Source organism: Paraburkholderia guartelaensis, assembly GCF_004353905.1.
Classification (GTDB): domain Bacteria; phylum Pseudomonadota; class Gammaproteobacteria; order Burkholderiales; family Burkholderiaceae; genus Paraburkholderia; species Paraburkholderia guartelaensis.
Map to the genome: position 1 here is coordinate 267,094 of NZ_SMOD01000002.1, position 13,279 is coordinate 280,372.

General features: G+C 63.1%; 9 protein-coding genes. 2 read left to right on the forward strand and 7 right to left on the reverse strand.

Annotation, left to right across the window (positions count from 1 at the left end; genetic code table 11):
- Positions 1 to 160 precede the first annotated feature (160 nt).
- The gene (locus E1N52_RS03415) at positions 161 to 1,468 is read right to left on the reverse strand and encodes an MFS transporter (protein WP_133180184.1); all 1,308 of its coding nucleotides are present in this window, start codon (positions 1,466 to 1,468) and stop codon (positions 161 to 163) included.
- Between the two features lie 202 nt (positions 1,469 to 1,670).
- Here E1N52_RS03415 and E1N52_RS03420 point away from each other — a divergent pair, with 202 nt between their 5' ends.
- Positions 1,671 to 2,195, forward strand: coding sequence for a nucleoside 2-deoxyribosyltransferase (locus tag E1N52_RS03420; RefSeq protein ID WP_133180186.1), 525 nt, complete (start codon positions 1,671 to 1,673; stop codon positions 2,193 to 2,195).
- Positions 2,196 to 2,232: 37 nt separating this feature from the next.
- Here E1N52_RS03420 and E1N52_RS03425 read toward each other — a convergent pair whose 3' ends face one another.
- From E1N52_RS03425 to E1N52_RS43980, 4 genes are all read right to left on the reverse strand, one after another.
- The gene (locus E1N52_RS03425; RefSeq protein WP_133180188.1) at positions 2,233 to 3,906 is read right to left on the reverse strand and encodes a S10 family peptidase; all 1,674 of its coding nucleotides are present in this window, start codon (positions 3,904 to 3,906) and stop codon (positions 2,233 to 2,235) included.
- A gap of 127 nt (positions 3,907 to 4,033) precedes the next feature.
- Positions 4,034 to 5,683 carry a S53 family peptidase gene (locus E1N52_RS03430; RefSeq protein WP_133180190.1) on the reverse strand — a complete coding sequence of 550 codons (1,650 nt, stop codon included), beginning with the start codon at positions 5,681 to 5,683 and terminating at the stop codon, positions 4,034 to 4,036.
- A 364-nt stretch (positions 5,684 to 6,047) separates the two neighbouring features.
- Positions 6,048 to 6,938, reverse strand: a complete 891-nt coding sequence (gene galU, locus E1N52_RS03435) for a UTP--glucose-1-phosphate uridylyltransferase GalU (protein WP_133180192.1) — start codon at positions 6,936 to 6,938, stop codon at positions 6,048 to 6,050.
- Positions 6,939 to 7,202: 264 nt separating this feature from the next.
- Positions 7,203 to 7,346: a hypothetical protein gene (locus E1N52_RS43980; RefSeq protein ID WP_165979327.1), complete on the reverse strand. Its 144-nt coding sequence runs from the start codon at positions 7,344 to 7,346 to the stop codon at positions 7,203 to 7,205.
- A gap of 198 nt (positions 7,347 to 7,544) precedes the next feature.
- Here E1N52_RS43980 and E1N52_RS03440 point away from each other — a divergent pair, with 198 nt between their 5' ends.
- Positions 7,545 to 8,729: an acyltransferase family protein gene (locus tag E1N52_RS03440; protein WP_133180194.1), complete on the forward strand. Its 1,185-nt coding sequence runs from the start codon at positions 7,545 to 7,547 to the stop codon at positions 8,727 to 8,729.
- A 598-nt stretch (positions 8,730 to 9,327) separates the two neighbouring features.
- On the opposite strand, the gene E1N52_RS03445 is transcribed toward E1N52_RS03440, so the two are convergent.
- Positions 9,328 to 11,814, reverse strand: coding sequence for a glycosyltransferase family 4 protein (locus E1N52_RS03445; RefSeq protein ID WP_133180196.1), 2,487 nt, complete (start codon positions 11,812 to 11,814; stop codon positions 9,328 to 9,330).
- Complete coding sequence (locus E1N52_RS03450) at positions 11,811 to 13,277, reverse strand: flippase (RefSeq protein ID WP_133180197.1); 1,467 nt, start codon at positions 13,275 to 13,277, stop codon at positions 11,811 to 11,813. Before E1N52_RS03450 ends, E1N52_RS03445 begins: the two co-directional genes overlap by 4 nt.
- Between the last annotated feature and the right edge of the window lie 2 nt (positions 13,278 to 13,279).

Sequence of the window (13,279 nt, forward strand, 5' to 3'; positions counted from 1 at the left end):
GCGCAGTCGAAGCATCCATTTGTCGCCACAATCGATCATCGCGCAACATGCGGGAACTACCAGGCGTTTCCCGGGATGTTAAGCCAATGATGAAAAAAAGCAGCGGACGTGGCCGCTGCTTTTCATCGCTCGTGCTGCGCAATCGTCACGGCGAATGCGATCAGCCGTTGACGAGCTTCTTCGGCTGCAGCAGCGCCAGCACCGCGCCCAGCACCATGGCCGCCGAAACGCAGTACATGCCCGCGTTCGTGCTTTGCGTCACGTCCTTCATCCAGCCGATGATCGACGGGCTCACGAAGCCCGCGAGATTCCCGATCGAGTTGATCATGCCGATGGCCGCCGCAGCCGAGCCGCCCGCGAGAATCGCGCTCGGCCAGGTCCAGAACACGGGCATCGTGGCGAGCATGCCGGCCGCGCCCACCGAAAGCGCGAGCATGGCGAGCGGCACGTTGTGACCGAACACGGTGCTGAAATACAGGCCGATTGCCGATGCCAGCGAAGCGATGGCGAAGTGCCAGCGGCGCTCGCCCGTGCGGTCGGCGCTCTTCGCGACGAACAGCATGCTGAACACGGCGCACGCGTACGGAATGGCGGTGAGCAGGCCCACGTCGAGCGCGCTCTTCACGCCGCTCGCCTTGATGAGCGTGGGCAGATAGAAGCTGATGCCGTAAAGGCCCATCATGCAGCAGAAGTAAATCACGGCCATGAGCCACACGCGGCCATTGGCGAACACCGAGCCGATCGACGCGTGGCCCTTGCCCGCCTGGTCCTGCGCGATATTGCGTTCGAGCACGGCCTTCTCGTCGTCCGAGAGCCAGTTCGCCGCGCGAATGCCGTTGGGCAGATAGAAGAGCGTAATCACGCCCAGCACGAGCGAGGGCACTGCTTCGATCAGGAAGAGCCACTGCCAGCCCGCCCAGCCGTTCGTGCCGGTGAAGGCCGAGAGAATCCAGCCCGAAAGCGGGCCGCCCAGCACGCCCGCGATCGGGATGCCGATCATGAAGAGCGCATTCATGCGGCTGCGGCGCGCGGCCGGAAACCAGTAGGTGAGATAGAGCACGATACCGGGGAAGAATCCCGCTTCGGCCACGCCCAGCAGGAAGCGCACGAAATAGAACTGTGTGGGCGTTTTCACGAACAGCGTGGCCGCCGAAAGCACGGCCCACGTAATCATGATGCGCGCGATCCACACACGCGCGCCCACGCGGTGCATGAGGATATTGCTCGGGACTTCGAAGAAAAAGTAGCCGATAAAGAAAATGCCCGCGCCGAGACCGTAGACGGTTTCGCTGAACCGCAGGTCGCTGAGCATCTGGAGCTTGGCGAAGCCTACGTTGACACGGTCGAGATACGCGGCCACATAGCAGAGGAAAAGAAACGGCAACAGACGCAACGTCGCCTTCGAATAGGCGCGCGTCTCGATATTTTGTAATGCGGCCTTCGAGTGGCCACCGGCGATTGTATTCATGGTCTCCAACATGGTGTAAAGCCAGTGCCACGCAATGGCGCACGGCACGATGCAAAGTGCATGATCGTAGCGAGAGGCAACAAATGTTGTCAATCGTCTGTAAGCAACAGGAAGACGGACGAACCCTCACTGGCCCGGGACCAGGCGCTAGAATCGTCGAACCGGGGTCTCGACGAACCCCTTGCATGGAGGACCGCGCGCCATGAATTCGACCCTGCTGCCCCGCCGCCCGCGCGTGTATCTCGCCGGCTTCGACGTCTTCCGGCGCGACGCGCTCGAGCATGGCGCACGCCTCGTCGCCGCGTGCGCGGAATTTGGCTTCGAGGGCGTCTATCCGCTCGACGCGCAAGCGCCCGCGGACCTCGACGGCCCCCGCCAGGCCGCGTGGATCTATCGCGCGAACGTCGAATCGATCCGCGCCGCCGATATCGTGATGGCAAACGTCAATGACTTTCGCGGCCCCGGCGAGCCCGACTCCGGCACCGCCTTCGAGATCGGCTATGCAGCCGCGCTAGGCAAGGAAATCTGGGCCTACTCGTCCGACGAAGGCACGCTCATCGAACGCGTGCCTTCCGTGCCCGACGCGCAGGGGCGCGTGTGCGAACGCGGCTATCTGGTGGAAGATTTCGGCCTGGCCAAGAACCTGATGATCGCGTGCGCGGCGCGCCTCGTGCAGGGCGACGCACGCGCGTGTCTCGAAGCCATGGCGCAGGGGCGCACGCAATAACCACCTGCAAGCGCGTGCGCCGGCGCCAGCGAAAAGATCAATGATGCATGGTGCTCATCGTGCTCATGCGCTGGAGCGCGCGAATACGCGCCACCGCGGGGCGGTCCGTCACGGCGACCTGATAGAGCTTCGCGAGATCGGCCTTGAGCGCCGTGCGTGAGCCGGCGTCGAGATACACCATGTGCCCCGAGGGATAGAAGCGCGCGCTCAGGTTGTCGCGCACCTTCTGGTCGAGCAGCGGCATCTTCTGCAGGTCGATCACCGTCTGGTAGAACGGCGTGACGAAGTCGTAGTAGCCGTTCGCCGAGAGCACGCGCAAATCCGGATTCAAAGCCATTACCGCCGCGAGATCGCCGGCCGTGTAGAGCACGATATTGCCCTGCGCGTCCACGCCCTTTTGCGCGCCCGTCGGATCGATATGGCCGAAGTTCCAGTTCTTGAACGCCTGGTCGTTCAGGTCCGTGAACGACGAGTTCGTGCGGAACTTGAGTTGCTCGTTCAGGTAGCTGTTCCACATCGCCGTGTAGACGCCGCTCACCGCCGTCATGGTGGGATCGTTGCCGCCCGAGTTGGGGTCGATGTTGCCGGCAATGCCCGTGTCGATGGCGGTCACGCGGCCGTCGTACGAGCCGAGCGCCACGCCCTTGTCCTTCAGGAGCGAAGTGAGAAACAGCGAATTGCCGCGGCTGTCGTACGAGGCGATGTCGAGATTCCACGACTCCAGCGTTTGCGTATCGATGCCCGTGTATTGCGACAAGGTCTTGAGCGTAGCCGGAATGCTCTTGTCGTTCGGATCGGGAAACTTAGAGAGCGCCTGAAGATAATCGGTGCGCGCGAATTGCGCGACCTGGGCGGCGAACGCCTCCAGGTCCTTAGGCGCGGGCGTCACGCCAAGGCGCTTGTGGTACCACGCGTCGGCGGCCGCCGTGGGCAGCGCGCCCACCGGATTGCCGGCTTGCGTGTAATCGAGAATCGACGACTGCAGCGTGATGCCGTTCAGATCCACGCCATCCTCGTGCAGCCGGTAGGCCAGCACGCAACTGCGCGCCGTGCCATACGACTCGCCATAGAGAAACTTCGGCGAATTCCAGCGATCGTTCGCCGAGAGGTAGCGCTTGATGAACTGCTTGAGCGAATCCGCGTCCTGATCCACGCCCCAGAAGTCGCGATTGTGATGCGGCGCAATCGCGGCCGAATAGCCCGTGCCCACCGGATTGATGAAGATGAGGTCGCTCTTGTCGAGCAGACTGTCCGGATTGTCTTCAAGTGCATAGGGCGCGGGCGGCGTGAAGCCCGGCATCGAGGTCTTGATGCGCTTGGGCGCGAACGAGCCGAGCAGCACGAACACCGAAGATGAGCCGGGCCCGCCGTTATAGAAGAACGTGACGGGACGGTCCTGCGCCTGCACACCGTCCTTCGTGAACGCCACGTAGAAGATCTTGGCGTTGGGCTGCGAGCTGCTCGGATCGACGGTCACGAGGTGACCCGCCGTTGCCGTATAGGCAATGACTTCCTTGCCGATCTGAATGGCGTGATGCGTGATCGCGGCGTTTTCGGTCATGTCGGTGACGAAGTCGTCGGGACCGTTGCCGTAAGCGGTGGGATCGAAGCACGGCTGGTCGGCCTGGGAGCGATGCTTGCCGTTGCCGCTCGCGGGGCTGGCCCCTTGAGCGCCGCCGTTGCCCTTGGTGGACTGCGCTTCGTCGTTCATGTCGTCTCCACTTTCTGTGTGTTCGCGTTTGAGACAGTGAATGCAACTTCGAATGCAAGGCTCTCATGCAACCCGTCGCGCGCGCCGCTTACCGCTCGTGCCCAGCTTGCAGCGCGCCGCGCTCATCCTACGCCGAGCCGAGCGCGGCTGCCACCTTGCTGCCCACCGGCGTGCCAAGGCCCGTGCAGGCGTCCCAGCCCGGCGCCGCCGAGAAGTCGCCATTGCTGCCGCTGGTCACGTCGTTGAAAGCCCCGGGTTGCGCATAGAGCTTGGCGTTCGCGAAGCCCACGGGCGTGCCGCGCGCCGCGTTGATCCGCGCGATCAGCGCAGCCCACAGCGGCGCGACGGCGCTCGTGCCGCCCACCACCGTATCCGCACCCGCCACGTGCACTTCGTAGCCCGTGGCGGGATCGGCGTCGGCGGCCACGTCGGGCACGCCGCGCCGCACCAGCGCGCCCGCCCCGCCGCTGCTACGCACCACGCGCAGGCCTTTTTGCCAATCCGGCAGCGCGAACGTCGCGCTCACGCCGCCGCCGGTCGCGCCGTTGTCGCCTTCGCTCCACACGGTTTCCTGCGAGATGCGTCCGTTCGACGCCGCGATGTGCGTGCCGCCGCAGCCGAGCGCATACGGGCTCGACGCCGGAAAATCGACATGATCGGCGCCGTCGCTCACGCCGTCCGACGAACCGCTGTCGCCCGAAGCCGCGCACACGGTCACGCCGAGCGCGACGGCCGTTTGCAGCGCGTCGTTCAGCGCGCCGAGCGATTGCTGCGACCACGCCGACTCCGGCGCGCCCCAGCTGATCGAGATGACCGAGGGCTTACGCTGGCTGTCGTGCAGGGCGGCGCTCACCGCATCCACGAAACCCGCTTCGCTGTTCGGCGCGAAATAGACGGCGATGAGCGCTCCCGGGGCGAGCGCACCGGCAATTTCCACATCGAGCGTGACTTCGGCGTCGGGGCCGTTGGGGTCGCCGGTCGGCGCGTTCGTCGCCTGATCGACGGAAACGTCCTCCACGCGCGGCGCGCTCACGCCCAACTCGTTGAAATACGCGGTGAGGTCCGCCGTGTCATATCCGCCGCCCATTTCGATGACGGCAATGCATTGGCCGCTGCCGTCGCCAGCGGGAAAGCTGTAAAGATCCGCGAGCTGCAAAGGCGTGAACGATTTCGTCACCGCACGCGCGGCGCGGATGGGCGGGCGGATGGGTGCGCCCGGCACGGCCGCCGCAGCTTCCGCCGCGCTCGTCGGCTCATCGGCCAGATTCGTCGGCACGATGCGAAAGTGCGGCTGCACCTTCGCGCGATTATCGAGCCCGACCACGGCGGTAACGACCTCGTGCATGTCTTCCGGCAAATGCAGAGGGCCGTTCGGCTGGTGAAAGTGATGTGTGGTTTTGCCGACCTGATGCTCGAAACGCTGCAAGTCGATGCCGAAGGCGGCGTTGTACTGCTGCACCGTGCCCGAGAGCACGACGCGGCGGGCCGAGGCATCGGCCTGATCCACGGCGAGTCCATGCGCGCTCGCGAACTGCTCGACACGCTCGATGTCGGCAGCGCTGGCACCAAAGCGCCGCTCGTATTCCTCGCGCGAAATCGGCTGCGCGGCGGGATCGTTTTCGGCGAGCCGGTCCACCAGCTCGTGAAATTCCGCCGACGCCTGACGCCGCAGGATCAGCACGATCTTGAAGCGCTCCGTCGGGTCGCAAGCGCCGACGCACTGCGCGCCGGCGGGCGCGGGATGTTCACTGCCTGCCACGGGAAGCTGCCTGGTCATGGCCGGTTTCTCCTCCATGAAGCGCGTGCCTGGATTCTGGCTCTCGGACACGCGTTGAATTACGGGAGTTCCGCGCGTCAACCCGGCCCGGAATGCCGTACAAAATCGTTGGGATATTCACGCAGCATGGCCGCCGCACGAGCGGCCAGCAACGCGGTGCGAACACAAGCGAGGCGCTGTGCGCATTCGGCATGCCCGCCAGAATCGTTATACACCGGAGACGATTGCAAAGCTCTCCCGGCGACGCGGGAAAGCCAGGTCGCGCAGATCCTCGTGAAGGAACTGCGCGACGCGCGAAAAGCGCGCGGGCTCAGCGCCCGCGCGCTTGAAGTACCCCGTAGCGTGGTTGTGCCGCTGTGGAGTTTTATGCCGCCGCGGCTAGCGCCGCCGGCAGATGCGTTTGCAGATACGCTTCGAACTCGTCCTTGACCTCGGGATGGCGCAGCGCAAACTCCACCGTTGCCTTGAGATAACCGAGCTTGCTGCCGCAGTCGAAACGCGTGCCCATATAGCGGTACGCGAGCACCTGTTCTTCGGTGAGCAGCGACTGCAATGCATCGGTAAGCTGAAGTTCGCCGCCTGCGCCCGGCTTCAGCGCGCGCAGATGTTCGAAGATCGTGGGCATCAGCACGTAGCGGCCCACCACGCCGAGATTCGACGGCGCGACTTCCGGCGCCGGCTTTTCGACGATGCCCGACAGCTTGAACACATCCTCTTCCCACTCGCGGCCATCGACGATGCCGTACGACGCGCTGTCTTCACGCGCGATCGATTCAACGCCCACCACCGAGCTGTGATAGTGATTGAACGTGTTCACGAGCTGCTTCATGACCGGCGTGGGGCTATAGAGCAGATCGTCCGCGAGAATCACGGCGAACGGCGAGCCGCCCACGAGTTTTTCCGCGCACAGCACAGCGTGGCCCAGACCGAGCGCTTCGGCCTGGCGCACGTAGAAGCAGTCCACATTGGCCGGCTTGATGCTGCGAACGACGTCGAGCAGCTTTTGCTTGTTGCGGGCTTCGAGTTCGCATTCGATCTCGTACGACTTGTCGAAATGGTCTTCGATCGCGCGCTTGCTGCGGCCGGTCACGAAGATCATTTCGGTAATCCCCGCAGCGATCGCCTCTTCAACCGCGTACTGAATGAGCGGCTTGTCGACGATCGGCAGCATTTCCTTTGGGCTCGCCTTGGTGGCGGGCAAGAAGCGCGTCCCAAGGCCTGCAACAGGAAATACCGCTTTGGTTACTTTCAGCATGATGTCCATTCCCAGATCGTTCGTTTGAGTCTCGGTCTCGCAGCGAGGCAAGCCGACTTCCCCGAGGTTCTGCCGTGGCAGATTCTTGTATTGAATAAGATTGTTTAGCGCCTTTTAAGGAATAAAAAAAGGCCAATAAATTCGAATTACGCTTTCCAGCATAACACCGGAAATTATTGCCATTCATACCGGATAGCTTGGGATAGATCGGCATGAATTTCCTGATCCGGCTTGTGTCAATGACGCGTTTCGTTCGGGCGCAGTCTACTCCGCTTCGTCGACGGGCGGCAAGGCGCCGGAGCGCGTGCGAGCGCGCCGGATAGGCTCATTGCGCAACGCTTCGCGATACGCGGACACCCCCACGAGTATCAACAGCACGGCCACGCCGGCCAGCAAGTGCAGGTTCATCGGATTCTCCAGCGACCATAGTCGATCACACTCAAACTAGCATCCCAAATTCGATAAATAAACCGCTTTGTTTTTCAATCCATTTATTTCTCCATTTCTCTTTCCACGCGAATACATTTTGAAAATCTTTTGCTTACTTCCCTCGCGCGCGCGCCTCTAAGATCGCCGGGTACTCTCCCCAAGGACCGGCCGACACCGATGAGCGATCCCGTACTCCAAACCGCCATGCCGCCTGCATCCGCCCTGCCCGCCGCCGCTGCCCCTGCAGCGCGGCCCGTGGCCGCCGCCCGCGAGCTTGCCGGCGAGCATCTGATCGAAGCCCTGCGCGGCTTTGCGGCCCTGCTGGTGGCCTATTTCCATTGCCGCCAGGTCACCTGGATCGGCATGGGCGCGTTCCACCAGTTGCACGCCAGTCTCGCGAGCCCCGGAACCCTTGCCGCGTGGCTGACGTTCCCCATTGCGTGGGGATCGGCGGGCGTGCCGATTTTTTTCGTCATCAGCGGCTATTGCATTCACCGTAGCGGCGCGGCGCGGCTCTTTTCGAACCCCGATTTCCAGCTCGATGCGCGGCAGTTCTGGCTGCGGCGTTTCGTGCGTATCTATCCGGTGTTGCTCGCTGCGTTGCTGCTCACGCTGGCTGTGGATTCGGTCAGCCTCTCGCTGCTTCCGGTGAGCCACAAGATCAACGAGATCGGGGTGCGCGATTTCTTCGTGAACCTGTTCTCGTTGCAAGGCGTGGCCGGTAAGACGTATGGGTCGAATGGCGCGCTCTGGACTCTTTCGCTCGAAGTGCAGTTCTATCTGCTGTATCCGCTGCTCTTTGCTGCGCGCCGCCGGTTTGGGCTGAATGTCGTGCTGGCTGCCGTGGCCCTCATCAATGTCGTTTCCGCGTTGACGCTGGAGCGGCATGACATCATCGTGTTCACGTCGTACTGGTTCTCGTGGATGCTTGGCGCATGGATCGCCGAAGTGCGGTTGCGTGGGTCTTCCGGGTTTCGCTTTGCTTATCCTGCTGCGGCGCTTTTTGCTGTTGCCGGTTGTGTGGCGTTTCACTTCGGGCAGTTTGGGGCGTTTCAGCTTTGGGCCTGTGCGTTTGCCTGCTATCTCGTTAAGGCGCTTTCGCGGCCTGCGCCTGCTTCCCCTGGTTTTCTGCAGTTGCTGTTCTCCAGGATCGGTGATTTCAGCTACTCGCTCTATCTCATTCATTTGCCGCTTTTTGTGTTACTTGGGTCGCTGTTGTTTCGCTCTGAGTTGCAGACTTCGATTTGGCCTTCTTTTGGGTTTACGCTGGCTGTGATTCCCGTTGCCTGGGTGTTCTATCGGCTATTCGAGAAGCCTGCGCTTCATGCTGCTGCTCGGCTTAGGAAGCGGGTTGTTGTTTGAGGTTCTTTGTTGGCCTTTCCTTGTTTTCGCATCGGTATGCAAGTGTTGCCCCTGTGCGGGGCGGCACCTACTTTCTTTGCGGCGGCAAAGAAAGTAGGCAAAGAAAGCCGCTCAAACCGCTAATGCCTGCCACGGTTCACAGCTCGACTTAAATGGTGAATGGCTCCGGAGCGTCTGTCGCCTCGCACCACCAAACTTAGTGACAAGGCAGTCATTCATCCCGCTGCTCGCTACGCGCGCTGCGGTCGGGTCTGCACGGGAAACCGAAAGGCATTTCAGGCTTCGCGATAATGCACGCGCCCCAACGGGGTTGGGTTATGCCCATCGGCGCGCGGAGCGCCGCCGGAAGGATGAGCGCCTTGTCACTACCTTTGAAGGTGCGAGGCGACAGACGCTCCGGAGCCATTCACCATTTACGGCGCGATGTGAACTGTGGCAGGCACTAGCGGTTTGAGCGGCTTTCTTTGCCTACTTTCTTTGCCGCTGCAAAGAAAGTAGGTGCCGCCCCGCACAGGGGCAACGCCTGCATACCGACGCGAAAACAAGAAAAGGCCAAAGCGGCCAGAAGCCGCGAAAAAAGGCCTAAAAAAGCAAAAACCTACTTACCCCGAGCAACAACCCCATCCAACACCCGCTCGACAGCATCAACATACTGCTGCTTCCCAAACCGCTCCCGAGCAGTAGCAAGCCCTTGCGCAGCAAGCCCATCCCGCAACACTGCGTCATCGTGCAGCTTGCCGATGGTAGCAGCCAGCTCCTTCGCATCACCTGGCGTACAGAGCAAACCGCTCTTGCCGTGCTCGACGATCTCAGTCACACCACCATCACGAGAGGCAACGACCGGCCTTTGCGCCAGCATCCCCTCAACAACTACACGCCCAAACGGCTCAGGCGTAATAGACGTATGCGCGATCACATCAACGGCCCGCATGCACGCCGCAATGTCATGCCGGAAGCCGAGAAAATGCACACGCTCCTGCAACCCGTTCGCTTCGACGAATGCGTGCAGTTCTGCGGCATAAGCATCCTCACCGAACAGCGGCGCGCCCACAAACACAGCATGCGCACGCGGCTCGTCGAGCAACGCTTCGAGCAGCACATGCTGGCCTTTCCAGCGCGCAAGCCGGCTGAAAGCACCAACCAGGAACGCGTCTTCGGGCAACCCGATCTGCGCACGCAACTGCGCCTGCGGCACACGCGCGAGCGCACGAAACGGCGATTCATCCACGCCGTTGTGCACCACGTCGATGCGCTTCGCGTCGAAGCGCGTGAGTTGCGCAAACACCTTCGCCGATGCATGCGAGTTCGCGATCACATGCGCAAGTCCCAGCTTCGCGCAGCCCTTGATCACGGCGCGCTGCACGCGGCCGAAATGCTCGTCGCTCACGATGTCACGCAAATGCCAGACCACCGGCTTGCGTGCGAGTTTGCCCGCGATCACGCCGATCACCATCGCGCGCTGCGTGTTGGCGTAAAGCACGTCGGCTTCGCGCGCGCGGCGGCGCGTCTCGCGCACGAGCGCGGCGATGCCCGCTAGCACACCCAGACGCGGCGCCGTGCCGCCATCGCGGCGCACCTTGTTCAACGCGCCCGAATCGAGCACCTCAACACGCGCGCCCGCTTTGTCGAGCGCCTCCCTGAAGGGACCGTCGTTGAAGAGCAGCACGTCGATACGCGAGCGCAAACCCTTCACCACTTCCAGCAGCGATAGCTCGGCGCCGCCCAGCACGCCGCTCTGGTCGATGGCGAGCACGCGTGGCGCGTCCGCCGCGTCCGCATCGATCTCGAACGGGGCCGCGCCGTGTGCCGAGCCTGCCTGCGCAATCGCCGGCACTGCCTTCGCCACACGCGCAAAGAATTGCTCGCGGAAATGCCGTGAAGAGAAACGTTCGGCGTTCGCGCGGCAATCTTCAGCGCGGAATCGGCCAGGATCGCTTTCGAACGATTCGACGGCGTCGATGATCGCGTCTGCGTTCTGCTCTTCGAAGAACAGGCCCGTCGGGCGCGAACCCGTGTCGCGCACCGTTTCGAGCGCGCCGCCCTTGCCATAGGCAATCACGGGCGTGCCGCAAGCCTGCGCCTCGACCACCGAAATGCCGAAGTCTTCTTCCGCTGCGAACACGAACGCCTTGGCGCGGCGCATCCGGTCATGCAGTACGGCGAACGGCTGATAGCCCAGCACTTCCACGTTGGGCGTCGCCTTCGCGCGAACCTTGTGCATGTCGGGGCCGTCGCCGATCACCACGAGGCGTCGCTCGGGCATTCGCGCGAACGCCTCGACGATCAGGTCGATCTTCTTGTACGGCACGAGCCGCGAAGCGGTCAGATAGAAGTCTTCCTTCGTCGTTTCCAGCTCGAACGCGTCGATGTCCACGGGCGGATAGACCACCTCGGCCTGGCGCTGGTACACCTTCTGGATGCGCCGCGCGATGAACTCCGAGTTGGCGACGAACTGGTCCACCGAATTCGCCGTGCGCACGTCCCAGTTGCGGATGTAGTGCAGGATCAGGCGCGCGAGCATCGACTTCGGCCCGCGCGTGAGGCTCGACTCCTGCAGATACTGATGCTGGAGATCCCACGCATAGCGGATCGGCGAATGCACGTAGCTGATATGAAATTGATCCGGTCCCGTGAGCACGCCCTTGGCCACTGCGTGGCTGCTCGAAATCACCACGTCGTAGCCCGACACGTCGAGCTGCTCGATGGCGAGCGGCATGAACGGCAGGTACGCGCGATAACGCTTGCGCGCGCCGGGCAGCTTCTGGATGAACGAGGTCGTGGCGCGCTTGCCGCGCAGGAACGTGCGGTCCTTCGAATCGACAAAGTCGACGACCGAGAACAGGTCCGCATCCGGAAAGCAGGCCAGGATCTGCTCGAGCACCCGCTCCGCGCCCGCGTAGGTCACGAGCCAGTCGTGCACGATGGCCACGCGCGGCGCACGGCCTGCGGCGAGGGCTGGGCGCAGTGGCCGCAGCGGCATGACGGCGCCCGTTTCGGGGCGGCGCGGTTTGGTGGCGTCGCGCCGTTGAATGGGCGCGGCGGCGCTTTCGGACGGCGCCGCTTCGTCGATCAGTTCGTGACTCATGCGCTTTTCCGTGAATTCAGTCGAAAGAGAAGGGAACGGGCGTAGCCGCGCAGCATCGGCGTGGTCGCAACGGACCACACCACGTTGGCAAGCGCGAGCACGACACCGGCGCCGATTGCGTACAGCGCGTCCGGCAGCCACCACGCGAAAGCGAGCGCGGCAGCGAGGAAACTCAGGTGTGCAAACATATCGACGATGATCGTGCGGCTATGAATGCGCGAAAGCCACAGCAGCACGACGTAGTCGAACAGTGCGCGAAACAGCACGGCGGCCGCCGCGCCCGGCAAGCCGAAGCGCGAAATGCCGAGCCACAGCAGACCTGCAAAAAGCGGCAGTTCCACGAGCCCGACGCGCGCGGCGACGGCAGGATTGTTTTGCGACTGGATAAGAATGCGCGTGACGCCCGCCTGCCCGACGAGCCACACGGCGATGATCAGCACGCGCCCAACCGGCGCGCCATGCTCGGCGATCACGGGCCCGACCCACGCATGCAGGAAGGGCTGGAGCACCACGATCGCGCCAATGGCGATCGGCGTGAACACGGCATTGAGAAACTGCAGCGACTGCGCGGCAATTTCATCGGCATGTTCACGGCCCAGCGCCGAGAGGCGCGGAAACAGCGTGCGCACGAGCGCATTGGGCACCATGTTCAGGCGCGTGACGAGGTTCTGCGGCACGGTGTAGTACGTGACGAAGCGCGCACCAAGGCCCGCGCCCAGCATCATGCGGTCGAGCGAATCCGCGACCATCGTCGTGATGCTCGCGACCAGCATCCAGCCGCCGAAATTGAAGAGCGCCTTCGAGGTATCGAGGCGCGGCCCGCGCACCTTGCGAATACCGAGCACGCGCAGCGCCGAGCGGCCGAGCAGGATGGCGGCGGCGAGACGCGCGAACACCGCGGCGGCCAGCACGGTCTGCAGATTCGGTTCGTACGCCCAGGCAGCGGCAAGCGGCAGCAGCTGGAACAGGAACGTGCCGAGCGTCTGGTTCGTGTTGTAGATGCCGAAGCGCTCTGCGCCGTTGATCGCACCCGCGAACACCCAAGAGACATTCGCGACCGGAATCGCCACGGCGAGCCAGGGCAGCGCGAGATAGACTTCGTGCCGCAATTCGGGCGTGACGTGCGTGAAGTACGCGGTATAGAGCGCGCCGCCCGAATAGATCAGCAGGCCGCCGATCGCGCCGGTCGTGAAATTCAGCCAGAACGCGCTCCAGAACACGCGCTCGCAGGCGTCGGCATCTTTCGACGCATACGCCTTCGAGATCTGGTTCTGCGCGGCCATGCTCATGCCGAGATCGAGCACGCTGAAGTAGCCGATCAAGGTCCAGACGAGCGCGATCACGCCGTAGCGCTCCACGCCGAGCAGACGGATATACGAAGGCACCGTGACCAGCGACACGAAGGTCGGCAGCACGAGACCGAACAGATTGATTGCGACGTTGCGCAGAATTCCTTTATCCATTG

Excerpts from the sequence above, each read along its gene's own strand:
- E1N52_RS03450 (WP_133180197.1), bottom strand. The coding sequence starts at position 13,277 with ATGGATAAAGGAATTCTGCGCAACGTCGCAATCAATCTGTTCGGTCTC.
- E1N52_RS43980 (WP_165979327.1), bottom strand. The coding sequence starts at position 7,346 with ATGAACCTGCACTTGCTGGCCGGCGTGGCCGTGCTGTTGATACTCGTG.
- E1N52_RS03440 (WP_133180194.1), top strand. The coding sequence starts at position 7,545 with ATGAGCGATCCCGTACTCCAAACCGCCATGCCGCCTGCATCCGCCCTG.
- E1N52_RS03415 (WP_133180184.1), bottom strand. The coding sequence starts at position 1,468 with ATGAATACAATCGCCGGTGGCCACTCGAAGGCCGCATTACAAAATATC.
- galU (WP_133180192.1), bottom strand. The coding sequence starts at position 6,938 with ATGCTGAAAGTAACCAAAGCGGTATTTCCTGTTGCAGGCCTTGGGACG.
- E1N52_RS03445 (WP_133180196.1), bottom strand. The coding sequence starts at position 11,814 with ATGAGTCACGAACTGATCGACGAAGCGGCGCCGTCCGAAAGCGCCGCC.
- E1N52_RS03430 (WP_133180190.1), bottom strand. The coding sequence starts at position 5,683 with ATGACCAGGCAGCTTCCCGTGGCAGGCAGTGAACATCCCGCGCCCGCC.
- E1N52_RS03420 (WP_133180186.1), top strand. The coding sequence starts at position 1,671 with ATGAATTCGACCCTGCTGCCCCGCCGCCCGCGCGTGTATCTCGCCGGC.
- E1N52_RS03425 (WP_133180188.1), bottom strand. The coding sequence starts at position 3,906 with ATGAACGACGAAGCGCAGTCCACCAAGGGCAACGGCGGCGCTCAAGGG.